Here is a 23,301-nt window from a genome sequence, read left to right on the forward strand (position 1 = left end):
CGGGCCCGGGGACCCTATCCGCTATAGTTGACCCGTGGACCATGCTGCGCGCATGGTGCCCCGGCACCGGTGCCGTGGGCGCCGGCCAGCGCCGCGGACACGCCCGAGGAGCGAGACAATGCTGCAGCTGCCCCCCACTGCCAGGGCCCCGGCGCCGCTGGCCAATGCCCTGCTACACGATGCCGGCCGGCTGGTGTTCGCCTCCGCCGACCTCGGGCAGACGCGCGCGGCGGTCGGCAAGGTCTTCAAGCCGCACCGGCTCGATATCCGCGGCTCGAGCCTGTCGGCCCGCATGCACCACGCGCCGCTGGGCGCGGTGTCGCTGAACCGGCTGGCCTACGGCGCCGATGTCACCATCGATCCGGGCCCGCTCGGAGACTTCCTGCTGGTGCAGATGCCGCTCAGCGGCCGGGCGGAGATCCGCTGCGGCAGCCAGCAGGTGCTGTCGACGCCCGACTGCGCTTCCGTGCTGACGCCCAGCGACCCGCTGCTGATGCGCTGGAGCGCCGACAACGACCAGTTGATCGTGCGCGTCGAGCGCAGCGCGCTGGAGCGCGTGTGCGCCGCCTATCTCGGCCATCGTCCGGATCAGCCGCTGCGCTTCCAGCTCGGCATGGCCTGGCGCAGCCCGGGCTGGTACCAGCTGGTGGAATACCTGGCGCAGATGCTGTCGGTCGCGCCGGAAGCCGCGCGCCATCCGCTGACGGCGTGCCAGCTTGAGCAACTGGTGATCGGGACCCTGCTGACGCTGCAGCCGCACAGCCTGTCTGAGGCGCTGCAGCAGCACGGCAAGCCGCTGGCGCCGCGCCATGTGAAGGTGGTCGAGGAATATATCCATGCCCATGCCGCCGCTGCGCTCACGCCGGCGCTGCTGGCCGAGGCGGCGGGCGTCAGCCTGCGCAGCCTGTATGCGGGGTTCCGCGAGCACCGGGGCCTGAGCCCGATGGCCTACCTGCGCACCGTCCGCCTGGAACGGGTACGGCACGACCTGCTCAACGATGCGGCACTGTCGTCGGTGACCAGCGCCGCGCTGCGCTGGGGCTTTGCACACCTGGGACGCTTCAGTGCCGACTATCGGCGCGCCTTCGGCGAATGCCCGGCTGACACGCTGCGCCGGCGCGGCCGGGGCTAGGCGTCATTTCGCATGCCAGAAAACAAAAACGGCGAACCGAGGTTCGCCGTTTTGCTGCAACAGGCCGCCGATGCGGCCCAAAGCATGATTACACCTTGATCTCGACGTCCACGCCTGCCGGCAGGTCGAGCTTCATCAGCGCGTCAACCGTCTTGTCGGTCGGGTCGACGATGTCCATCAGGCGCTGGTGCGTGCGGATCTCGAACTGATCGCGGCTGGTCTTGTTGACGTGCGGCGAACGCAGGATGTCGAAGCGCTGGATGCGGGTCGGCAGGGGCACCGGGCCCTTGACGATCGCGCCGGTACGCTTGGCGGTATCCACGATTTCGGCGGCCGACTGGTCGATCAGGCGGTAGTCGAAAGCCTTCAGGCGGATACGGATCTTCTGGTTCTGCATGATATTTCCTTAAAAGAGCGATTGGGCAACGTGCCCGTTGAATGGGGACATGCCCGCGGGCATGTCCCAGGAAGTGCTTAGTCGAGGATCTTTGCCACGACGCCGGCGCCGACGGTACGGCCACCTTCGCGGATAGCGAAGCGCAGGCCTTCTTCCATGGCGATCGGGGCGATCAGCTTGACGGTGATCGACACGTTGTCACCCGGCATGACCATTTCCTTGTCCGCCGGCAGCTCGATCGAGCCAGTCACGTCGGTGGTACGGAAGTAGAACTGCGGGCGGTAGTTGTTGAAGAACGGGGTGTGACGGCCGCCTTCGTCCTTCGACAGGATGTACACCTCACCGGTGAAGTGAGTGTGCGGCTTGATCGAACCCGGCTTGCACAGCACCTGGCCGCGCTCGACGTCTTCACGCTTGGTGCCGCGCAGCAGCAGACCGACGTTGTCGCCAGCCTGGCCCTGGTCCAGCAGCTTGCGGAACATTTCCACGCCGGTGCAGGTGGTCTTCACCGTCGGCTTGATACCGACGATTTCGATTTCCTCGCCGACCTTGATCACGCCGCGCTCGATACGGCCGGTCACCACCGTGCCGCGACCCGAGATCGAGAACACGTCTTCCACCGGCATCAGGAACGTACCGTCAACCGCGCGCTCCGGCGTCGGGATGTAGTTGTCCAGGGCGTCGGCCAGGTTCATGATCGCCACTTCGCCCAGCTCGCCCTTGTCGCCTTCCAGCGCCAGCTTGGCCGAACCCTTGATGATCGGGGTGTCGTCACCGGGGAACTCGTACTTCGACAGCAGCTCGCGAACTTCCATCTCGACCAGCTCGAGCAGTTCAGCGTCGTCCACCATGTCGCACTTGTTCAGGAACACGATGATGTAAGGCACGCCAACCTGGCGCGCCAGCAGGATGTGCTCGCGCGTTTGCGGCATCGGGCCGTCAGCGGCCGAGCAAACCAGGATCGCGCCGTCCATCTGCGCTGCGCCCGTGATCATGTTCTTCACATAGTCAGCGTGGCCCGGGCAGTCAACGTGCGCGTAGTGGCGGTTGGCCGTCTCGTACTCGACGTGGGCGGTATTGATGGTAATACCGCGTGCCTTTTCTTCCGGCGCTGCGTCGATTTCGTCGTACTTCTTGGCGGCGCCGCCGAACTTCGAGGCCAGCACCGTGGCGATCGCTGCGGTCAGCGTGGTCTTGCCATGGTCAACGTGACCAATCGTACCAACGTTCACGTGCGGCTTGGTCCGCTCGAACTTTTCCTTTGCCATGTTTCAGCTCCTAATGGAATACAGTCTGATTCGATTCATTGCGCCGCCACGCAGGTCATGCGTGGCGGCGCAGCGTTTATTACTTGCCCTTGGCCGACATCACGGCTTCGGCGATGTTCTTCGGTGCCTCTGCGTAGTGCTTGAATTCCATGGTGTACGTGGCACGGCCTTGCGTGGCCGAGCGCAGCGACGTGGAATAACCGAACATTTCCGACAGCGGGACTTCGGCCTTGATGATCTTGCCGCCGCCCACCATGTCGTCCATGCCCTGCACGATGCCGCGGCGGGACGACAAGTCGCCCATCACGGTACCCGTGTAGTCTTCCGGCGTTTCCACTTCCACGGCCATCATCGGCTCGAGCAGAACCGGGCTGGCCTTGCGCATGGCTTCCTTGAAAGCCATCGAGCCGGCCATGCGGAACGCGTTTTCGTTCGAGTCCACGTCGTGGTACGAACCGAACGTCAGCGTGACCTTCACGTCCACCACCGGGAAGCCAGCCAGGATGCCGTTCGGCAGCGTGTCGACGATACCCTTTTCGACCGCCGGGATGTATTCGCGAGGAATCACACCGCCCTTGATGGCGTCGATGAACTCGAAGCCCTTGCCCGGCTCTTGCGGTTCCAGCGTGATCACGGCGTGACCGTACTGGCCGCGGCCGCCCGACTGCTTGACGAACTTGCCCTCGACACCTTCGGCCGTCTTGCGAATAGTTTCGCGGTAGGCCACCTGCGGCGCGCCGATGTTGGCTTCCACGCCGAATTCGCGCTTCATGCGGTCGACCAGAATTTCGAGGTGGAGCTCGCCCATGCCCGAAATGATGGTCTGACCCGATTCTTCATCGGTACGCACGCGGAACGACGGATCTTCAGCGGCCAGGCGGTTCAGGGCGATGCCCATCTTTTCCTGGTCAGCCTTGGTCTTCGGCTCGACGGCCTGCGAGATCACCGGCTCCGGGAACACCATGCGCTCGAGCACGATCGGTGCAGCCGGATCGCACAGCGTGTCGCCCGTGGTGGCGTCCTTCAGGCCCACTGCAGCGGCGATGTCGCCGGCCAGCACTTCCTTGATTTCTTCGCGCTGGTTGGCATGCATCTGCAGAATACGGCCGAGGCGTTCCTTCTTGCCCTTGACCGGGTTGTACACGGTGTCGCCCGAATTGATCTTGCCCGAATAGACGCGGAAGAAGATCAGCTGACCAACGAACGGGTCGGTCATGATCTTGAACGCCAGTGCCGAGAACTTTTCGCTGTCGTCAGCCTTGCGCTCGAGCTTCTTCTCGCTGTCGTCCTCGTCCGTGCCCGTAACCGGCGGAATGTCGACCGGCGACGGCAGGAAGTCGATCACGGCGTCGAGCATGCGCTGCACGCCCTTGTTCTTGAACGCGGTGCCGCACAGCATCGGCTGGATTTCGCAGGCGATGGTGCGGTCACGCAGCGCCTTGACGATCTCGGCGCGGGTCAGCTCTTCGCCGCCCAGGTACTTTTCCATCAGCTCTTCGCTGGCTTCGGCGGCGGACTCGACCATCTTCTCGCGCCATTCGTCAGCAGTGGCTTGCAGCTCGGCCGGGATGTCCCGGTATTCGAACTTCACGCCCTGGCTGGCTTCGTCCCAAATGATCGCCTTCATTTCCAGCAGATCGACGACGCCCTGGAAGCCGTCTTCAGCGCCGATCGGCACCACCACGGGCACCGGGTTGGCCTTCAGGCGGGTCTTCAGCTGGTCGTAGACCTTGAAGAAGTTCGCGCCGGTACGGTCCATCTTGTTGACGAACGCCAGACGCGGCACCTTGTACTTGTTGGCCTGACGCCAGACGGTTTCCGACTGCGGCTGCACGCCACCCACTGCGCAGTAGACCATGCAGGCGCCATCCAGCACACGCATGGAACGCTCCACCTCGATGGTGAAGTCCACGTGGCCCGGGGTGTCGATGATGTTGAAGCGGTGCTCGGGGTAGTTGCCGCCCATGCCCTTCCAGAAGGCAGTGGTCGCAGCAGACGTGATGGTGATGCCGCGCTCCTGCTCCTGCTCCATCCAGTCCATGGTGGCGGCGCCATCATGCACTTCACCGATCTTGTGGTTCACACCGGTGTAGAACAGGATCCGCTCGGTCGTGGTGGTTTTACCCGCGTCAATGTGAGCCGAAATACCGATGTTACGGTAGCGCTCAATAGGAGTCTTACGAGCCACTTTAATCCTCTATTTGTCCGTGAGGCGCCGGCATCTCATGGCCTGCGCCCCTAACACAAACGGGCGAGATGTGTAAAAACACAGCCCGCCCGGCAACCAACAAACGCTATCGCGCGCTTAGAAGCGGAAGTGCGAGAACGCCTTGTTGGCTTCGGCCATGCGGTGCACTTCGTCGCGCTTCTTCATTGCGCCGCCACGGCCTTCCGATGCTTCCAGCAGCTCACCTGCCAGGCGCAGCGCCATCGACTTCTCGCTGCGTTTCTTCGCGGCCTCGCGCAGCCAACGCATCGCCAATGCCAGACGACGCGACGGACGGACTTCGACCGGAACCTGATAGTTGGCGCCGCCCACGCGACGGCTCTTCACTTCCACCACCGGCTTCACGTTGTTGATCGCAACGGAGAACACTTCGATGGGGGCCTTGCCTGCCTTCTTTTCGATCTGGTCGAACGCGCCATAGACGATACGTTCGGCAACCGACTTCTTGCCGTCCAGCATCAGCACGTTCATGAACTTGGCAACTTCAACGTTACCGAACTTCGGATCAGGCAGAACATCCCGCTTGGGGACTTCACGACGACGTGGCATCTTCTTTCCTTTAGATTCAGTTGAGAGCGCGGTCAGTAGTTCCCGCTCTCCGGCCACCAACTAGCTTGCATGCAAAAGACAGCAAATTCGCCGGGTGACCACTTACTCGACGGCACGGTGCCAAAAAAGGCGTTCCGTTGTACCGCCGCCTGGTGACAGCACCATGACTCGCGCCACAGGCTATCGTTTGTTGCTTCGGGTCTTTCCGACCCAGGCTACCGTAGCTTAGGCTGCCTTCGGACGCTTCGCGCCGTACTTCGAACGAGCCTGCTTGCGGTCCTTCACGCCTTGCAGGTCGAGCGAGCCACGGACGATGTGGTAACGCACACCCGGCAGATCCTTCACACGGCCGCCGCGGATCAGCACGACCGAGTGTTCCTGCAGGTTGTGGCCTTCACCGCCGATGTACGAAATGACTTCGAAACCGTTGGTCAGGCGCACCTTGGCGACCTTACGCAGTGCCGAGTTCGGCTTCTTCGGCGTCGTGGTGTACACGCGGGTGCACACGCCGCGACGCTGCGGGCAGTTCTCAAGCGCCGGGCTCTTGCTCTTGACGACTTCAGAGACGCGCGGCTTGCGAACCAGTTGGTTGATAGTTGGCATTGTTCAATCCAGCTTGGTTTTTACGAAAAACGCCCCTCGCACCGGCAGCTACACCGAAATGGAAAGGCAACTACGGGTTTTGGGCGGGAGAGGTGAGCGGACGCGCTCTGGAGACGGGACTGTGCGGTAACAGCATGCCAAAGAGCGCGAGCCGGCACCCGGATCCCGCGTCTGCCGCCACCCGTCCATGGAAACCCAGTCCGGAAGGCTTGCCGGCAGCGGCCTCAAGGCCACTTCTCCGACGGGCGAGCGAAATCCAAAGCCAAAAACTCGAATCTGGCATCCTAGCAGCGGAATCGTATACCGTCAAGCCGTATACCCGACCTGGAACCGGGTGGCGCATGTCGCCTTTCAAACCCCGCGCAGGGCTTCGAGGATGGACTGCCCGTAGCGCTCCAGCTTGGATGCACCAATGCCGGGAATCCCCTGCATGGCCGACAGGGAACCAGGTGCGGTCCGGGCCAGCTCCGCCAGCGTCGCATCGTGGAAGATCACATAGGCGGGCACCCCATGCTCGCGCGCGGCCTCGGTGCGCCAACGGCGCAGCACCTCCCAGTTGGCCAACGTGTCGGCATCCATGTCGGCGGTGTGGTCGGTGCGGGTGCCGCGCGCCGGACGGTCGCCCGACTTGCCGGGCTTGGTGGCCTGGCGGCGCAGGATGATCTGGCGTTCGCCCTTGAGCACCGCGCGGGCGTCCTCGCCCAGCAGCAGCGCACCGTGGCCGCCATGGTCGATGGTCAGCAGGCCCTGGGCGATCAGCTGGCGGAATACGGTATGCCACTCATGCACCGAGCGGTCCTTGCCGATGCCGAAGGTGGACACCTTGTCGTGCCCCCACTGGCGGATCTTCTCGGAAGTATTGCCGCGCAGCACGTCGATCAGGTGGGTGGCGCCAAAGTGCACGCGGCTCGCCTGCGCGGTGCGGTAGACGCAGGACAGCGCCATCTGCGCCTCGCGCGTGCCGTCCCAGGTGGCGGGCGGCTCCAGACAGGTATCGCAGTTGCCGCAGGGTTCGCTGGCTTCATTGAAATACGCCAGGATGCGCACGCGCCGGCAACCGGCGGTCTCGCACAGACCCAGCAGCGCGTCGAGCTTGGACGACGACACCCGCTTGAAGGCCTCGTCCGCCTCGGACTCGTCGATCATGCGCTTCTGCTGCACCACGTCGCCCAGGCCATAGGCCATCCAGGCATTGGCCGGCAACCCGTCGCGGCCGGCGCGGCCGGTTTCCTGGTAATAGCCTTCCATGCTCTTGGGCAGATCCAGGTGGGCGACAAAGCGCACGTCGGGCTTGTCGATGCCCATGCCGAAGGCGATCGTGGCCACCATCACCAGCCCTTCTTCCTCGCGAAAGCGGGCCTGGTGGTGCTGGCGCACCTGCGAGTCCATGCCGGCGTGGTAGCCCAGCGCATTGATGCCCTGCCCGCTCAGCCACTGCGCCGTGTCTTCCACCTTCTTGCGCGACAGGCAGTAGACGATACCGCTGTCATGGGTGCCGTCGGCCGCGGTGTGCTCCGCCTTGATAAAGGCCAGCAACTGCTGGCGCGCATTGTCCTTCTCGACAATGCGGTAGCGGATATTGGGCCGGTCGAAGCTGGAGATGAAGACACGCGCATCGTGCAGCGCCAGGCGCTCGATGATCTCGTCGCGCGTGAGCGCGTCGGCGGTCGCGGTCAGCGCGATGCGCGGCACGTACGGGAAGCGCTCGTGCAGCACCGACAGCTGGATGTACTCAGGGCGGAAGTCATGGCCCCACTGCGACACGCAGTGCGCTTCGTCGATGGCGAAGAGCCCGACGCGCGTGCGCTCGAGCAGGTCGAGGAAACGCGGCGTCATCAGCCGTTCCGGCGCCACGTAGAGAATCTCGATGCGGCCGGCCAGCAGGTCGCGCTCGACGGCCGAGGCCTCGGCCCCGGTCAGCGTCGAATTGAGCACCGCGGCACGCACGCCGGCCTCGGTCAGCGCCGCGACCTGGTCCTGCATCAGCGCGATCAACGGCGACACCACGATGCCGACGCCGTCGCCGGCGCGCTGGCGCAGCAGCGCCGGGATCTGGTAGCACAGCGACTTGCCGCCGCCGGTCGGCATCAGCACCAGGCAGTCGCCGCCCGTCGCGACGTGGTCGATGATCTCGGCCTGGCGCCCGCGGAAGGCGTGGTAGCCGAAGACATCTTTGAGGATCGCCAGCGCGTGCGACATAGACAACGGAATTGCTGAAGCCGGAAAAGCCGTAACCATACCACTAAGGTGGCCCGCTTCCGTGCTCGCCGGGCAAACAGTCCGATCTTTCTCACGACAGCGCCACCGGCGAGCGGACAAAAAAAAGCCCGGCTGGATCAGCCGGGCTTTGGCCCGCCTTGCGGCGGGATCTGTCTCTACTGCGGTCAGGCGTTGTCGCCTTCACCCTCGGTCGCCTGCACCACCGGCGTCGGCTCGATGAAGAGCGACTGCTCTTCTTCGGCGATCGCCTGGGCGCGTTCGCGCTCGGAGGCCTCGCGCGCCTTGCGGGCACGATGGTAGGCCAGGCCGGTGCCGGCCGGGATCAGACGGCCGACGATCACGTTTTCCTTCAGACCACGCAGGTCGTCGGTCTTGCCCATGATCGCGGCTTCGGTCAGCACGCGGGTGGTTTCCTGGAACGATGCCGCCGAGATGAAGCTGTCGGTCGACAGCGACGCCTTGGTGATACCGAGCAGCAGGTTCTCGTACGTGGCCGGACGCTTGCCTTCGGCGATCACGCGGTCGTTCTCGTCGAGCAGTTCCGAACGCTCCACCTGTTCACCCGGGATGAACTTGGTGTCGCCCACGTCGGCGATCTGGACGCGGCGCAGCATCTGGCGAACGATCACCTCGATGTGCTTGTCGTTGATCTTCACGCCCTGCAGACGGTACACGTCCTGGACTTCGTCGACGATGTAGTGCGCCAGCTCTTCGATGCCCTTCAGGCGCAGGATGTCGTGCGGGTCCGCCGGACCTTCCACGATCATTTCGCCCTTGTTCACCACCTGGCCGTCGTGCACCAGCACCTGCTTTTCTTTCGCGATCAGGAACTCGTGGGCATTGCCGTCCAGGTCGGTGATGACCAGGCGCTGCTTGCCCTTGGTGTCCTTGCCGAACGAGGTCGTGCCGGTGACTTCCGCCAGCACGGCGGCGTCCTTCGGCGAACGCGCTTCGAACAGCTCGGCCACACGCGGCAGACCACCGGTAATGTCGCGGGTCTTCTGCGATTCGGTCGGGATACGCGCAAGCACTTCACCCACGTGCACCTGCTGGCCGTCCTTCACCGTGATCAGCGCGCCCACCTGGAAGCCAATGGTCACGGAGTGGTCCGTGCCCGGGATCTTCACTTCCTGGCCGGCGGCGTCGAGCAGCTTCACCTGCGGGCGGATGCCCTTGGTGGCAGCCGTGCGGCGCTTGGCGTCGATCACCACCAGGGTCGACAGGCCCGTCACTTCGTCCATCTGCTTGGCGACGGTCACGCCTTCTTCGACGTTCTCGAACTTGGTCGTACCGGTGTATTCCGACACGATCGGGCGCGTCAGCGCATCCCACGTGGCCAGCTGCGTGCCAGCCTTGATGGCCTGGCCGTCCTGCACCAGCAGCGTGGCGCCGTACGGGATCTTGTGGCGCTCGCGCTCGCGGCCGTGGTCGTCGGTGATCAGCGCCTCGCCCGAACGCGAGATGACGATCAGTTCGCCCTTCGCATTGGTGACGTAGCGCATGGTCGCCGTGAAACGCACGGTGCCGGTTGCCTTGGCTTCCACGCTCGATGCCACTGCCGCACGCGATGCCGCACCACCGATGTGGAACGTACGCATGGTCAGCTGCGTGCCCGGCTCACCGATCGACTGCGCGGCAATCACGCCCACCGCTTCGCCGGAGTTCACCAGCACGCCGCGGCCCAGGTCGCGGCCGTAGCACTTGCCGCACAGGCCATAGCGCGTGTCGCACGACAGCGGGGTGCGGACCTTGACTTCGTCCACGCCGATCGCGTCGATCATCTCGACCAGGTCTTCGTCCAGCAGCGTGCCGGCTTCGATCGCGGTTTCCTGGGTTTCCGGGTTCACCACATCGGCCACGGTCACGCGGCCAAGGATACGGTCGCGCAGGGCTTCGATCACTTCACCGCCTTCGACCAGGGCCTTCATGGCCACGCCGTTGGAGGTGCCGCAATCGTCTTCCACCACGACCAGATCCTGCGTCACGTCGACCAGACGACGGGTCAGGTAACCCGAGTTGGCGGTCTTCAGCGCCGTATCGGCCAGGCCCTTACGGGCGCCGTGGGTCGAGATGAAGTACTGCAGAACGTTCAGGCCTTCACGGAAGTTCGCCGTAATCGGCGTTTCAATGATCGAGCCATCCGGCTTGGCCATCAGGCCACGCATGCCGGCCAGCTGGCGGATCTGCGCGGCGGAACCCCGTGCGCCCGAGTCGGCCATCATGTAGATGGAGTTGAACGACTCTTGCTTCACGGTCTTGCCTTCGCGGTCGACCACGTCTTCGTGCTGGAGCTGCTCCATCATCGCCTTGCCCACCTGGTCGCCGGCGGCGCCCCAGATGTCCACGACGTTGTTGTAGCGTTCCTGGTCGGTCACCAGACCCGACATGTACTGCTTGTCGTATTCCTTCACCTTGGCCGATGCCTCGGCGATGATCTTTTCCTTCTGCGGCGGCACCAGCATGTCGTCGATGGCGATCGAGATACCGGCGCGGGTTGCCAGGCGGAAGCCCGACTGCAGCAGCTTGTCGGCGAAGATCACGGTCTCGCGCAGGCCGCACTTGCGGAACGCGGTGTTGATCAGGCGCGAGATTTCCTTCTTCTTCAGCGGCTTGTTCAGCACCGAGAACGGCAGGCCCTTGGGCAGGATCTCGGACAGGATCGCGCGGCCGACCGTGGTGGCCTGCAGCGTGATCTTGGGTGCGAAACGGGCGTCGCCTTCGGCGTCCTTGTCGACCAGCTCATACTCGGTGATACGCACGTTCACGCGCGAAGCCAGTTCGACTTCCTTGTTCTCGTAGGCGCGGATCACTTCGCTGATGTCGGCAAAGGTCATGCCCTCGCCGCGGCCGTTGATCTTGTCGCGGGTCGTGTAGTACAGACCCAGCACCACGTCTTGCGACGGCACGATCGACGGGTCGCCGTTGGCCGGGAACAGCACGTTGTTGGAGGCCAGCATCAGGGTGCGGGCTTCCATCTGCGCTTCCAGCGACAGCGGGACGTGGACAGCCATCTGGTCACCGTCGAAGTCGGCGTTGAACGCCGCGCAGACCAGCGGGTGCAGCTGGATGGCCTTGCCTTCGATCAGCACCGGCTCGAACGCCTGGATACCCAGGCGGTGCAGCGTCGGCGCACGGTTCAGCATCACCGGGTGCTCGCGGATCACCTCTTCGAGGATGTCCCACACCACCGGGGTCTGGCTTTCGACTTCCTTCTTCGCCGCCTTGATGGTGGTGGCGATGCCCATCGTTTCCAGCTTGTGGAAGATGAAGGGCTTGAACAGCTCGAGCGCCATCAGCTTGGGCAGGCCGCACTGGTGCAGCTTGAGCGTCGGGCCCACCACGATGACCGAACGGCCCGAGTAGTCGACGCGCTTGCCCAGCAGGTTCTGACGGAAACGGCCGCCCTTGCCCTTGATCATTTCGGCCAGGGACTTCAGCGGACGCTTGTTGGCGCCGGTCATCGCCTTGCCGCGACGGCCGTTGTCCAGCAGCGAGTCAACCGCTTCCTGCAGCATGCGCTTTTCGTTGCGCACGATGATTTCAGGCGCCTTCAGCTCCAGCAGGCGCTTGAGGCGGTTGTTACGGTTGATGACGCGGCGATACAGGTCGTTCAGGTCCGAGGTCGCGAAGCGGCCGCCGTCCAGCGGCACCAGCGGACGCAGCTCGGGCGGCAGCACCGGCAGCACTTCGAGGATCATCCACTCGGGCTTGATGCCCGAACGCTGGAAGGCCTCGAGCACCTTCAGGCGCTTGGCGAACTTCTTGATCTTGGCTTCGGAACCGGTGGCCTGCAGCTCGGCGCGGATCTGTTCGATCTGCTTCTCGATGTCGATGCCGCGCAGCAGTTCACGGATGCCCTCGGCACCCATCATGGCGACGAACTCGCCCTCGCCGTACTCGTCGCACTTCGCGAGGTAGTCGTCTTCGGACATGATCTGGCTCTTCTTGAGCGGGGTCATGCCGGGTTCGAGCACCACGAATGCTTCAAAGTACAGCACGCGCTCGATGTCGCGCAGCGTCATGTCCAGGACCATGCCCAGGCGCGACGGCAGCGACTTCAGGAACCAGATGTGCGCGGTCGGCGCGGCCAGTTCGATATGGCCCATGCGCTCGCGGCGCACCTTGGCCAGCGTCACTTCAACGCCGCACTTCTCGCAGATCACGCCACGGTGCTTCAGGCGCTTGTACTTGCCGCACAAGCACTCGTAGTCCTTGATCGGGCCAAAGATCTTGGCGCAGAACAGGCCGTCGCGTTCCGGCTTGAACGTACGGTAGTTGATCGTTTCCGGCTTCTTCACTTCGCCGTACGACCACGAACGGATCTTTTCGGGCGAGGCCAGGCCGATCTTGATCGCGTCGAACTGCTCTTCCTGCTGTACCTGCTTAAAGAGATCGAGCAATGCTTTCATTGCAACTCCTTGTTTCGCCACCGCCCCGGAGTTGCTCCGGGTCGATGGCATTCATCCTGTGGGAAATCCTGCGCTGCTGTGTGTCGACGGGGAACCGGCCGTGGCCGGCTCCCCTCACCTGCCCGATCAGTAGCGATCGAGGTCGATGTCGATACCCAGCGAGCGGATTTCCTTCACCAGCACGTTGAACGATTCCGGCATGCCGGCGTCGATCGAGTGCTCGCCCTTGACGATGTTCTCGTACACTTTGGTACGGCCGTTCACGTCATCGGACTTGACCGTCAGCATTTCCTGCAGCACGTACGACGCGCCGTAGGCTTCCAGTGCCCACACTTCCATCTCACCGAAACGCTGGCCACCGAACTGGGCCTTGCCGCCCAGCGGCTGCTGCGTCACCAGCGAGTACGGGCCGGTGGAACGCGCGTGCATCTTGTCGTCGACCAGGTGGTGCAGCTTCAGCATGTGCATCACACCCAGCGTGACCGGACGCTCGAACGCTTCGCCGGTGCGGCCGTCAAACAGCGTGACCTGCTGCTTGGAAGCGGTCAGGCCCTTCTCCTTCGCGATCTCTTCCGGATAGGCGAGGTCCAGCATGCGGCGGATTTCATCCTCATGCGCACCATCGAACACCGGCGTCGCGAACGGCACGCCCTTCTTCAGGTTCTCGGCCAGCTCCAGGACTTCCGAATCCGACAGGCTGTCGAGGTCTTCGACCTTGCCGCTCTCGTTGTAGATCTGCGTGAGCAGCTTGCGCACTTCGGCTGCCTTGGCTTGCGCCTTCAGCATGTTGCCGATGCGCTCGCCCAGGCCGCGCGCGGCCCAGCCCAGGTGCGTCTCGAGAATCTGGCCCACGTTCATCCGCGAAGGCACGCCCAGCGGATTCAGCACGATGTCGGCAGGCGTGCCGTCGGCCATGTAGGGCATGTCTTCGATCGGGGTGATCTTGGACACGACGCCCTTGTTGCCGTGACGGCCGGCCATCTTGTCGCCAGGCTGCAGGCGGCGCTTGACGGCCAGATACACCTTGACCATCTTGATCACGCCCGGCGGCAGTTCGTCGCCCTGCGTGAGCTTCTTGCGCTTCTCTTCGAAGGCCAGGTCGAACTCGTGGCGCTTCTGCTCGATGGCTTCCTTGACGGCTTCCAGCTGGGCAGCCAGTTCCTCGTCGGCCGGACGGATGTCGAACCAGTGGTACCTGTCGATGTCCGCCAGGTACTCCTTGGTGATCTTGGCACCCTTGGCCAGCTTCTTCGGACCGCCGTTGACGGTCTTGTCGACGAGCAGGCGCTCCAGACGCTGGAACGCGTCGCCTTCCACAATACGCAGCTGGTCGTTCAGGTCCAGGCGGTAGCGCTTCAGTTCGTCGTCGATGATCGACTGGGCACGCTTGTCGCGGGTCACGCCTTCGCGGGTGAAGACCTGGACGTCGATCACGATGCCGCTCATGCCCGACGGCACGCGCAGCGAGGTGTCCTTCACGTCCGAAGCCTTCTCGCCGAAGATCGCGCGCAGCAGCTTCTCTTCCGGGGTCAGCTGGGTCTCGCCCTTCGGCGTGACCTTGCCCACCAGCACGTCGCCGGCTTCGACTTCGGCGCCGATGTAGGTGATGCCCGACTCGTCCAGGCGCGCCAGCTGGGCTTCGGCCAGGTTCGAGATATCGCGCGTGATTTCTTCCGGTCCCAGCTTGGTGTCGCGGGCAACGACCGACAGTTCCTCGATGTGGATCGAGGTATAGCGGTCTTCGGCCACCACACGCTCCGAGATCAGGATCGAATCCTCGAAGTTGTAGCCGTTCCACGGCATGAACGCCACCAGCATGTTCTGGCCGAGAGCCAGTTCACCCAGGTCGGTCGAGGCGCCGTCGGCGATCACATCGTTGCGGGCAACGATATCGCCAACCTTCACCATCGGACGCTGGTTGATGTTGGTGTTCTGATTCGAGCGCGTGTACTTGATCAGGTTGTAGATGTCCACGCCGACTTCACCGGCCACGGCTTCGTCGTCGTTCACGCGGATCACGATACGCATCGCGTCGACGTAGTCGACCACGCCGCCACGCATCGCCTGCACGGCCGTACCCGAGTCGACCGCAACGGTGCGCTCGATGCCGGTGCCGACCAGCGGCTTGTCCGGACGCAGGCAAGGCACGGCCTGGCGCTGCATGTTGGCGCCCATCAGTGCACGGTTCGCGTCATCGTGTTCCAGGAACGGCACCAGCGAGGCAGCGGCCGACACGATCTGCGACGGCGCCACGTCGATGTACTGCACGCGGTCCGGCGTCACCATGCGGGTTTCACGCTCGGAGCCTTCACGCGCCGACACCAGTTCGTCGGTCAGGTTGCCTTCGGCGTCAACGGTCGCGTTGGCCTGCGCCACCACGTACTTGCCTTCCTCGATCGCGGACAGGTAGTCGACCTGGTCGGTCAGCTTGCTGTCGACCACCTTGCGGTACGGCGTTTCCAGGAAGCCGTACTCGTTCAGGCGGGCATACAGTGCCAGCGAGTTGATCAGGCCAATGTTCGGACCTTCCGGCGTTTCGATCGGGCACACCCGGCCATAGTGGGTCGGGTGCACGTCACGGACTTCAAAGCCGGCGCGCTCGCGCGTCAGGCCGCCCGGGCCCAGTGCGGAGACACGGCGCTTGTGCGTGATCTCGGACAGCGGGTTGGTCTGGTCCATGAACTGCGACAGCTGCGACGAACCGAAGAACTCGCGGATCGCCGACGAGATCGGCTTCGAGTTGATCAGGTCGTGCGGCATCAGGTTCTCGGTCTCGGCCTGGCCCAGACGTTCCTTGACGGCACGCTCCACGCGCGACAGGCCGGCGCGGAACTGGTTCTCGGCCAGTTCGCCGACGCAACGCACGCGACGGTTGCCCAGGTGATCGATGTCATCGACCTCGCCCTTGCCGTTGCGCAGGTTGACCAGGATCTTGATGGTCTCGAGGATGTCCTCGTCCTGCAGCACCATGGCGCCTTCACCGGTCGGGCGGCCCAGGCGGCTGTTGACCTTCATGCGGCCAACGCGCGACAGGTCGTAAGATTCTTCGCTGTAGAACAGGCGCTGGAACAGCGCTTCCACGGCTTCCTCGGTCGGCGGCTCGCCCGGGCGCATCATGCGGTAGATCGCGATACGCGCGGCGGTCTGGTCGGCGGTCTCGTCCACGCGCAGGGTCTGCGACATGTACGGGCCCTGGTCCAGGTCGTTGGTGTACAGGGTCTGGATCTGCTTGACGCCGGCTTCGCGCAGGTTTTCCAGCAGCGTTTCGGTCAGCTCGTCGTTGGCGTTTGCAATCACCTCGCCGGTATCCGGGTCGATGATGTTCTTGGCCAGCACGCGGCCCAGCAGGTAGTCTTCCGGCACGCTGATCAGCTTGGTGCCGGCCGAGTCCAGGTCACGGATGTGCTTGGCGTTGATCCGCTTGTCCTTCTCGACCACGACACGGCCGTTCTTGTCGGCGATGTCGAAGCGCGCGACTTCGCCGCGCAGGCGCTCGGGCACGAACTCCAGCTGCGCGCCTTCGGCCTGCAGCGTGAAGTTGTCGAACACGAAGAAGTGCGCGAGGATCTGTTCCGGGGTCAGGCCGATCGACTTCAGCAGGATCGTCACCGGCATCTTGCGGCGGCGGTCGACGCGGAAGTACAGGATGTCCTTCGGATCGAATTCGAAGTCCAGCCACGAACCGCGGTAGGGGATGATACGTGCCGAGAACAGCAGCTTGCCCGAGCTGTGGGTCTTGCCCTTGTCGTGCTCGAAGAACACGCCCGGCGAGCGGTGCAGCTGCGAGACGATGACACGCTCGGTGCCGTTGATCACGAACGAACCGGTGGAAGTCATCAGCGGGATTTCGCCCATGTAGACTTCCTGCTCCTTCACTTCCTTGACCTTGCCCGGGTTCTCGCGATCGTTGATGATCAGGCGAACCTTGGCGCGCAGGGCCGAGTGGAAGGTCAGGCCACGCTGCTGACATTCCTTGACGTCGAACGGCGGGTTGGACAGGTGATACGAGACGAACTCCATACGGGCAAGCCCGTTATGCGAGGAGATCGGGAAGATTGCGTTGAAAGCGGCCTGGAGGCCTTCAGTCTTGCGACGCGCGGTCGGCGTTTCCGCTTGCAAGAACTGGGTGTAGGATTCAATCTGAGTGGCAAGCAGGAATGGAACCTGATGTACCGTCGCGCGCTTCGCAAAACTTTTGCGAATGCGCTTCTTTTCGGTGAAGCTGTACGCCATGGGATCTCCGAATCATCGCAGGACGGCTGGACCTGGCCGCGCCTGAGGTGTTCAGCGACTGGGAGGGGATTTGGCGGTTGGCCGCTACCAACCTCTGGCTGACGGTGTCCGCACGCTGCGGGCGGTGTGGTCGTCGCATCAGCGCAACGCCTGTACTCGCCCGGGGGACACCCGACCAAACTTGTCTTCTGCAGTCGGTTCAGAAGACAAACATCAGCAGCAACCACTTAGTGTGCCACTGATGTTTGGCCTCTGCTGAATCGCCGGCAAATCAAAGCCTGCCGCGAATCGCAAACATCACTTTCTACTGCTCGCTCGCTCTGCGGAGTGGCGACTAAAACACAATCGCACAAGCGCAAAAAGGCTGGCGCCGGGAATTTCCCTTTGCCAGCCCCATTCGCGTGCCACAAGGGCACGCGAGCATAGCCTTACTTGACGTCGACCTTCGCGCCAGCGTCTTCCAGCTTCTTCTTGGCTTCGGCAGCAGCGGCCTTGTCCACGCCTTCCTTGACAGGCTTCGGTGCGCCATCGACCAGGTCCTTGGCTTCCTTCAGGCCCAGGCCGGTGATTTCGCGAACAGCCTTAATCACGCCAACCTTGTTGGCGCCGACTTCGGCCAGGATCACGTTGAACTCGGTCTGCTCTTCAGCAGCGGCGGCACCGCCAGCGCCCGGAGCAGCAGCCACGGCCATGGCAGCGGCCGACACGCCAAACTTCTCTTCGAACGCCTTGACCAGGTCGTTCAGTTCCATCACGGACATGGCGCCAACGGCTTCCAGGATGTCGTCTTTGGTGATTGCCATTTGAAATACTCCTACTAGATTTGATTCGGTATCGGTAATGCGATCTTTCGATGCGCGGCCTGGATTGCCTTAGGCGCCGGCGGCTTCCGCTTCCGCGGGAGCGCCTTCTGCGTTCTTGGCAGCCAGTGCAGCCAGCAGACGGGCGAAGCCCGACACCGGTGCCTGCATCACGCCCAGCAGCTGAGCAATCAGTTCGTCGCGGCTCGGGATCGAGGCCAGCGCCTTCACGGCGGCAGCGTCGAGAACCTTGCCGTCATACGACCCTGCGCGCAGGACCAGCTTGTCGTTGGTCTTGGCAAAGTCGTTCAGAACCTTGGCCGACGACACTGCATCTTCGGAAATACCGTAGATCAGCGGGCCGGTCATCTGCTCTGCGAGGCCTGCAAACGGCGTACCTTCGACGGCACGGCGGGCCAGCGTGTTCTTCAGAACACGCAGGTACACGCCTTGCTGGCGAGCGGTGGCACGCAGCTTGGTCAGATCGCCAACCGCAATGCCGCGATATTCGGCCACGACGATGGTCTGGGCCTTGGCGACTTGCGCCGAGACCTCAGCAACGACGGCCTTCTTATCTTCAATATTGAGTGGCACGGTTAAGCTCCAAAATGACGCTAGCTCTCCGGCAATACCGGAGCCTTCACGTCAGCACAAACGAACGGCGTCCGATTGGCCCGAATCATCCGGGTCGTGCCCGGCTGCTTCAATCCCTTCGGGTGCGCCATCTGCGCTGGCTGGCCGGAAGACGTCGGTCAGGCCCGAAAGCCATCCCGCACGCACCGACCGATTAAGCCCTCTCCGCCAACACTGCAGCGGACCAGGACACCAGCGGTCTTTGATAACCAGCAGTGCCGTCGCTGCTTGCGCAACCGGGCGGCACCACTGCCCAAAGCCTTGCTCCTTCCCTGTTCGGTCCGGAGACGATCCCCGCCGTGGCGAGGACCTTCAATTCGCGGCCGACCGGTGTTATCGGGTCCGGTCAGCCTATGCCGTCAGCTCAGGCCGACAGCGAAGCTTGTTCCACGCGCACGCCAACGCCCATGGTGGACGAGACGGCGATCTTGCGCAGGTACACGCCCTTGCTCGTAGCCGGCTTGGACTTGACCAGGGCTTCCAGCAGTGCGGACAGGTTGCTCTTCAGCGCGGCGTCGTCGAACGAACGGCGACCGATGGTGGCGTGGATGATACCGGCCTTGTCGACACGGTATTGCACCTGACCAGCCTTGGCGTTCTTCACAGCCTGGGCCACGTCGGGCGTCACCGTGCCAACCTTCGGGTTCGGCATCAGGCCGCGCGGGCCCAGGATCTGGCCCAGCGTACCGACGATACGCATCGTGTCCGGCGAGGCGATCACGACGTCGAAATTCAGGTTGCCGGCCTTGACTTGCTCAGCCAGGTCTTCCATGCCGACGATGTCAGCGCCGGCGGCCTTGGCGGCTTCGGCCTTCTCGCCCTGGGCGAACACAGCCACGCGCACCGACTTGCCGGTACCGGCCGGCAGCACCACGGAGCCGCGAACCACCTGGTCCGACTTCTTGGCGTCGATGCCCAGTTGCACGGCCACGTCGATCGATTCGTCGAACTTCGCCGAGGCGCAGCCCTTCACCAGGCCCAGGGCCTCGTCGATCGGGTAGAACTTGGTACGCTCGATCTTCGCCTTGTTGGCGGCGACGCGCTTGGAAACCTTAGCCATTTACAGACCCTCCACGGTGATGCCCATCGAACGAGCCGAACCGGCGATGGTACGCACGGCGGCGTCCAGGTCGGCGGCGGTCAGGTCAGCGTTCTTGGCCTTGGCGATTTCTTCAGCCTGGGCGCGGGTGATCTTGCCAACCTTGTCGGTGTGGGGCTTCGGCGAACCCTTGGCCACGCCGGCTGCCTTCTTGATCAGCACGGTCGCGGGGGGCGACTTCATCACGAACGTGAAGCTCTTGTCGGCGAAGGCGGTAATCACCACCGGCACCGGCAGACCGGGTTCCATACCCTGGGTCTGGGCGTTGAACGCCTTGCAGAACTCCATGATGTTCAGACCACGCTGACCCAGTGCAGGACCAACGGGCGGGGAGGGATTTGCCTTACCAGCCGGAATCTGCAGCTTGATAAAGCCAATGATCTTCTTGGCCATCTCTACTCCAATCCGGATCGCTCCTTCGGGATGCGATCCTGTTGAGTCGTAACGCGCTGTCGCCGCACCACCGGCACGGCCTCACGCTCCTCTTGGCGCCGCCACCGGGGCGTCGCCGTTGCCGGTTGCCGCCCGTTCAGGCAGCCGCCGGCAAATTCCTTAAACCTTCTCGACCTGGCCGAATTCGAGTTCGACCGGCGTGGCGCGCCCGAAGATCGTGACCGAGACGCGCAGGCGCGACTTCTCGTAGTTCACTTCTTCCACGTTGCCGTTGAAATCGGTGAACGGGCCGTCCTTGACGCGCACCATTTCGCCCACTTCGAACAGCGTCTTGGGACGCGGCTTCTCGACCCCTTCCTGCATCTGGGTCATGATCTTGTCGACTTCGCGCTGCGAAATCGGGCTCGGGCGGTTGCGGGCACCGCCCACGAAACCGGTGACCTTACTGGTGTTCTTCACCAGGTGCCAGGTCTCGTCGGTCATTTCCATTTCCACCAGCACGTAGCCCGGGAAGAAACGGCGCTCGGTGACCGACTTGTGGCCGCCCTTGATCTCCACGACTTCTTCGGACGGCACCAGGATGCGGCCAAACTTGTCCTGCATCTCGGCGCGGTCGATGCGCTCCTGCAGCGCGCGCTGCACGCTCTTCTCCATGCCGGAGTAGGCATGCACGACATACCAGCGCTTCTTCGACGAAGGCGATTCCGGCGCGGTGGTTTCCTGCTGAGCGTTATCCGTCATGTGCTACCTCTTATTTCCAGCCCAGCACGAGCGAGAAGACAACCCACTCGATGAGCTTGTCTGCCGACCACAGGAACATTGCCATGACGACGACAAAGACGAAGACCAGCCCCGTCATCTGCCCGGCTTCCTTGCGCGTCGGCCAGACGACCTTGCGAACTTCCCGATACGATTCCTTGGCGAACCCGATAAAGTCCTTGCCCGGTGCCGACACCAGTGCAACGACGATACCCAGTGCAATACCACCGAACAGTGCGGCGCCACGTACATAAGACGGTTGCTGTGCCAGTGCATAGAAACCGATGACGCCCGCAACCACCAGCAGCACCGCGACGCCAAGCATCCACTTGCCGCTGCTGGCGTTCACGGTTTCAACATTGGGATTGGCCATGTTTCGCAAACGAGACTAAGCCGCGTCACGATTGCTCCTCGCGACGCGGCTGATTGATTTGGCAGGGGCAGAGGGAATCGAACCCCCAACCTTCGGTTTTGGAGACCGACGCTCTGCCAGTTGAGCTATACCCCTAAAACAACTGTGGGGCCGGCGCTGCCGCCAACCCCTTCTGGCAACGAACGCGGCCGGTTGGTGCCGCGTTCGCCATCAAACAACTTAGTCGAGGATCTTTGCCACGACGCCGGCGCCGACGGTACGGCCACCTTCGCGGATAGCGAAGCGCAGGCCTTCTTCCATGGCGATCGGGGCGATCAGCTTGACGGTGATCGACACGTTGTCACCCGGCATGACCATTTCCTTGTCCGCCGGCAGCTCGATCGAGCCAGTCACGTCGGTGGTACGGAAGTAGAACTGCGGGCGGTAGTTGTTGAAGAACGGGGTGTGACGGCCGCCTTCGTCCTTCGACAGGATGTACACCTCACCGGTGAAGTGGGTGTGCGGCTTGATCGAACCCGGCTTGCACAGCACCTGGCCGCGCTCGACGTCTTCACGCTTGGTGCCGCGCAGCAGCAGACCGACGTTGTCGCCAGCCTGGCCCTGGTCCAGCAGCTTGCGGAACATTTCCACGCCGGTGCAGGTGGTCTTCACCGTCGGCTTGATACCGACGATTTCGATTTCCTCGCCGACCTTGATCACGCCGCGCTCGATACGGCCGGTCACCACCGTGCCGCGACCCGAGATCGAGAACACGTCTTCCACCGGCATCAGGAACGTACCGTCAACCGCGCGCTCCGGCGTCGGGATGTAGTTGTCCAGGGCGTCGGCCAGGTTCATGATCGCCACTTCGCCCAGCTCGCCCTTGTCGCCTTCCAGCGCCAGCTTGGCCGAACCCTTGATGATCGGGGTGTCGTCACCGGGGAACTCGTACTTCGACAGCAGCTCGCGAACTTCCATCTCGACCAGCTCGAGCAGTTCAGCGTCGTCCACCATGTCGCACTTGTTCAGGAACACGATGATGTAAGGCACGCCAACCTGGCGCGCCAGCAGGATGTGCTCGCGCGTTTGCGGCATCGGGCCGTCAGCGGCCGAGCAAACCAGGATCGCGCCGTCCATCTGCGCTGCGCCCGTGATCATGTTCTTCACATAGTCAGCGTGGCCCGGGCAGTCAACGTGCGCGTAGTGGCGGTTGGCCGTCTCGTACTCGACGTGGGCGGTATTGATGGTAATACCGCGTGCCTTTTCTTCCGGCGCTGCGTCGATTTCGTCGTACTTCTTGGCGGCGCCGCCGAACTTCGAGGCCAGCACCGTGGCGATCGCTGCGGTCAGCGTGGTCTTGCCATGGTCAACGTGACCAATCGTACCAACGTTCACGTGCGGCTTGGTCCGCTCGAACTTTTCCTTTGCCATTTCGCGACTCCTGTCTCGGTAGCGATATTGCCAGTGCGTGGTATTTGGTGCCCATGGGCAGGATCGAACTGCCGACCTCTCCCTTACCAAGGGAGTGCTCTACCACTGAGCCACATGGGCGAAACTTGACGTACTACTTTGACAGCAACCGCGCGACTGGAGCGGGTGAAGGGAATCGAACCCTCGTCGTAAGCTTGGAAGGCTTCTGCTCTACCATTGAGCTACACCCGCCCGGTTCTTTCCTGCTTCTTCACCGGCATTGCCGGCTGCTGTCTTGCATTCTGGTGGAGAGGGCTGGATTCGAACCAGCGTAGGCGTAAGCCAACAGATTTACAGTCTGCCCCCTTTAGCCACTCGGGCACCTCTCCGCAGAGAACTATCAATTATGGGGCTATTCACCTTGCCTGTCAAGCACTTTCCGTTGCGGATGCGTTACTTGGTCAGACCAGGGAAGGCGTGCCAGCGTGTCGCTTGAACCGCCCGATCGCTCCCACAAGCGCAGTTTAGATTTCTGCGTTCTCACCCTATAGGGACTTTCCGGCGCGGCTTCTAGCGGCTCCGAGGCCACTGGCGGGGGTCGGAGACACACACGCACGGTGTTCCGGGAAGGACAAAACCCCTCGCAGCACACGCTGTCGAGGGGTTTTGGGAATAAGAGCCTGGCGATGACCTACTTTCACACGGGTAATCCGCACTATCATCGGCGCAAAGTCGTTTCACGGTCCTGTTCGGGATGGGAAGGGGTGGTTCCAACTCGCTATGGTCACCAGGCATAAGGGGGTGCAGCGCTGAGGTT

At 63.2% G+C, this 23,301-nt stretch carries 16 protein-coding genes, 4 tRNA genes and 1 rRNA gene; 1 reads left to right on the forward strand and 20 read right to left on the reverse strand.

Annotated elements, in window-relative coordinates:
- The first annotated feature begins 118 nt into the window (after positions 1-118).
- The gene (locus tag ACREYQ_RS16120) at positions 119-1,132 is read left to right on the forward strand and encodes an AraC family transcriptional regulator (protein WP_432258527.1); all 1,014 of its coding nucleotides are present in this window, start codon (positions 119-121) and stop codon (positions 1,130-1,132) included.
- A gap of 88 nt (positions 1,133-1,220) precedes the next feature.
- On the opposite strand, the gene rpsJ is transcribed toward ACREYQ_RS16120, so the two are convergent.
- The 20 genes from rpsJ to rrf form a co-directional block, all read right to left on the reverse strand.
- Complete coding sequence (gene rpsJ / locus ACREYQ_RS16125) at positions 1,221-1,529, reverse strand: 30S ribosomal protein S10 (RefSeq protein ID WP_006160488.1); 309 nt, start codon at positions 1,527-1,529, stop codon at positions 1,221-1,223.
- A 77-nt stretch (positions 1,530-1,606) separates the two neighbouring features.
- Positions 1,607-2,797, reverse strand: a complete 1,191-nt coding sequence (gene tuf, locus ACREYQ_RS16130) for an elongation factor Tu (RefSeq protein WP_432258528.1) — start codon at positions 2,795-2,797, stop codon at positions 1,607-1,609.
- A 79-nt stretch (positions 2,798-2,876) separates the two neighbouring features.
- On the reverse strand, positions 2,877-4,985 hold the full coding sequence (gene fusA, locus ACREYQ_RS16135; RefSeq protein WP_432258529.1) for an elongation factor G: 2,109 nt from the start codon (positions 4,983-4,985) through the stop codon (positions 2,877-2,879).
- 117 nt (positions 4,986-5,102) lie between these two features.
- Positions 5,103-5,573 (reverse strand): 30S ribosomal protein S7, encoded by a 471-nt coding sequence (gene rpsG, locus ACREYQ_RS16140; RefSeq protein ID WP_010810459.1) that lies wholly within the window; start codon positions 5,571-5,573, stop codon positions 5,103-5,105.
- A gap of 225 nt (positions 5,574-5,798) precedes the next feature.
- Positions 5,799-6,176, reverse strand: coding sequence for a 30S ribosomal protein S12 (gene rpsL / locus ACREYQ_RS16145; RefSeq protein WP_010810460.1), 378 nt, complete (start codon positions 6,174-6,176; stop codon positions 5,799-5,801).
- Between the two features lie 351 nt (positions 6,177-6,527).
- A complete protein-coding gene (recQ, locus tag ACREYQ_RS16150; RefSeq protein WP_432260434.1) occupies positions 6,528-8,375 on the reverse strand; it encodes a DNA helicase RecQ in 1,848 nt (615 codons plus the stop codon).
- A gap of 185 nt (positions 8,376-8,560) precedes the next feature.
- Positions 8,561-12,805 carry a DNA-directed RNA polymerase subunit beta' gene (gene rpoC / locus ACREYQ_RS16155; protein WP_432258530.1) on the reverse strand — a complete coding sequence of 1,415 codons (4,245 nt, stop codon included), beginning with the start codon at positions 12,803-12,805 and terminating at the stop codon, positions 8,561-8,563.
- Positions 12,806-12,931: 126 nt separating this feature from the next.
- Positions 12,932-17,038 carry a DNA-directed RNA polymerase subunit beta gene (gene rpoB / locus ACREYQ_RS16160; RefSeq protein ID WP_432258531.1) on the reverse strand — a complete coding sequence of 1,369 codons (4,107 nt, stop codon included), beginning with the start codon at positions 17,036-17,038 and terminating at the stop codon, positions 12,932-12,934.
- Between the two features lie 428 nt (positions 17,039-17,466).
- Positions 17,467-17,841, reverse strand: coding sequence for a 50S ribosomal protein L7/L12 (rplL, locus tag ACREYQ_RS16165; protein ID WP_010810464.1), 375 nt, complete (start codon positions 17,839-17,841; stop codon positions 17,467-17,469).
- A gap of 69 nt (positions 17,842-17,910) precedes the next feature.
- Complete coding sequence (gene rplJ / locus ACREYQ_RS16170; RefSeq protein ID WP_432258532.1) at positions 17,911-18,432, reverse strand: 50S ribosomal protein L10; 522 nt, start codon at positions 18,430-18,432, stop codon at positions 17,911-17,913.
- A gap of 403 nt (positions 18,433-18,835) precedes the next feature.
- On the reverse strand, positions 18,836-19,531 hold the full coding sequence (rplA, locus tag ACREYQ_RS16175) for a 50S ribosomal protein L1 (protein WP_432258533.1): 696 nt from the start codon (positions 19,529-19,531) through the stop codon (positions 18,836-18,838).
- Positions 19,532-19,963 (reverse strand): 50S ribosomal protein L11, encoded by a 432-nt coding sequence (gene rplK, locus ACREYQ_RS16180; RefSeq protein WP_042882508.1) that lies wholly within the window; start codon positions 19,961-19,963, stop codon positions 19,532-19,534. It lies immediately after the preceding gene.
- A gap of 159 nt (positions 19,964-20,122) precedes the next feature.
- On the reverse strand, positions 20,123-20,704 hold the full coding sequence (gene nusG, locus ACREYQ_RS16185; protein WP_029049798.1) for a transcription termination/antitermination protein NusG: 582 nt from the start codon (positions 20,702-20,704) through the stop codon (positions 20,123-20,125).
- A gap of 10 nt (positions 20,705-20,714) precedes the next feature.
- Entirely contained in the window at positions 20,715-21,095 is a 381-nt protein-coding gene (secE, locus tag ACREYQ_RS16190) for a preprotein translocase subunit SecE (protein WP_432258534.1), read from the reverse strand.
- 59 nt (positions 21,096-21,154) lie between these two features.
- A tRNA-Trp gene (locus ACREYQ_RS16195) sits at positions 21,155-21,230 on the reverse strand.
- An 84-nt stretch (positions 21,231-21,314) separates the two neighbouring features.
- Positions 21,315-22,505, reverse strand: coding sequence for an elongation factor Tu (gene tuf / locus ACREYQ_RS16200; protein WP_432258528.1), 1,191 nt, complete (start codon positions 22,503-22,505; stop codon positions 21,315-21,317).
- A gap of 45 nt (positions 22,506-22,550) precedes the next feature.
- A tRNA-Thr gene (locus ACREYQ_RS16205) sits at positions 22,551-22,625 on the reverse strand.
- A 37-nt stretch (positions 22,626-22,662) separates the two neighbouring features.
- Positions 22,663-22,736, reverse strand: a tRNA-Gly gene (locus ACREYQ_RS16210).
- A gap of 51 nt (positions 22,737-22,787) precedes the next feature.
- Positions 22,788-22,873: transfer RNA gene (locus ACREYQ_RS16215), tRNA-Tyr, on the reverse strand.
- A gap of 289 nt (positions 22,874-23,162) precedes the next feature.
- Positions 23,163-23,276 (reverse strand): 5S ribosomal RNA (rrf, locus tag ACREYQ_RS16220).
- Positions 23,277-23,301 lie beyond the last annotated feature (25 nt).

The sequence above is a fragment of the Cupriavidus sp. TMH.W2 genome, assembly GCF_050847365.1.
Lineage (GTDB): Bacteria > Pseudomonadota > Gammaproteobacteria > Burkholderiales > Burkholderiaceae > Cupriavidus.

Excerpts from the sequence above, each read along its gene's own strand:
- rpsJ (WP_006160488.1), bottom strand. The coding sequence starts at position 1,529 with ATGCAGAACCAGAAGATCCGTATCCGCCTGAAGGCTTTCGACTACCGC.
- rplL (WP_010810464.1), bottom strand. The coding sequence starts at position 17,841 with ATGGCAATCACCAAAGACGACATCCTGGAAGCCGTTGGCGCCATGTCC.
- rpoB (WP_432258531.1), bottom strand. The coding sequence starts at position 17,038 with ATGGCGTACAGCTTCACCGAAAAGAAGCGCATTCGCAAAAGTTTTGCG.
- tuf (WP_432258528.1), bottom strand. The coding sequence starts at position 2,797 with ATGGCAAAGGAAAAGTTCGAGCGGACCAAGCCGCACGTGAACGTTGGT.
- recQ (WP_432260434.1), bottom strand. The coding sequence starts at position 8,375 with ATGTCGCACGCGCTGGCGATCCTCAAAGATGTCTTCGGCTACCACGCC.
- ACREYQ_RS16120 (WP_432258527.1), top strand. The coding sequence starts at position 119 with ATGCTGCAGCTGCCCCCCACTGCCAGGGCCCCGGCGCCGCTGGCCAAT.
- rplK (WP_042882508.1), bottom strand. The coding sequence starts at position 19,963 with ATGGCCAAGAAGATCATTGGCTTTATCAAGCTGCAGATTCCGGCTGGT.
- nusG (WP_029049798.1), bottom strand. The coding sequence starts at position 20,704 with ATGACGGATAACGCTCAGCAGGAAACCACCGCGCCGGAATCGCCTTCG.
- rpoC (WP_432258530.1), bottom strand. The coding sequence starts at position 12,805 with ATGAAAGCATTGCTCGATCTCTTTAAGCAGGTACAGCAGGAAGAGCAG.
- rplA (WP_432258533.1), bottom strand. The coding sequence starts at position 19,531 with ATGGCTAAGGTTTCCAAGCGCGTCGCCGCCAACAAGGCGAAGATCGAG.
- rpsL (WP_010810460.1), bottom strand. The coding sequence starts at position 6,176 with ATGCCAACTATCAACCAACTGGTTCGCAAGCCGCGCGTCTCTGAAGTC.
- tuf (WP_432258528.1), bottom strand. The coding sequence starts at position 22,505 with ATGGCAAAGGAAAAGTTCGAGCGGACCAAGCCGCACGTGAACGTTGGT.
- rpsG (WP_010810459.1), bottom strand. The coding sequence starts at position 5,573 with ATGCCACGTCGTCGTGAAGTCCCCAAGCGGGATGTTCTGCCTGATCCG.
- secE (WP_432258534.1), bottom strand. The coding sequence starts at position 21,095 with ATGGCCAATCCCAATGTTGAAACCGTGAACGCCAGCAGCGGCAAGTGG.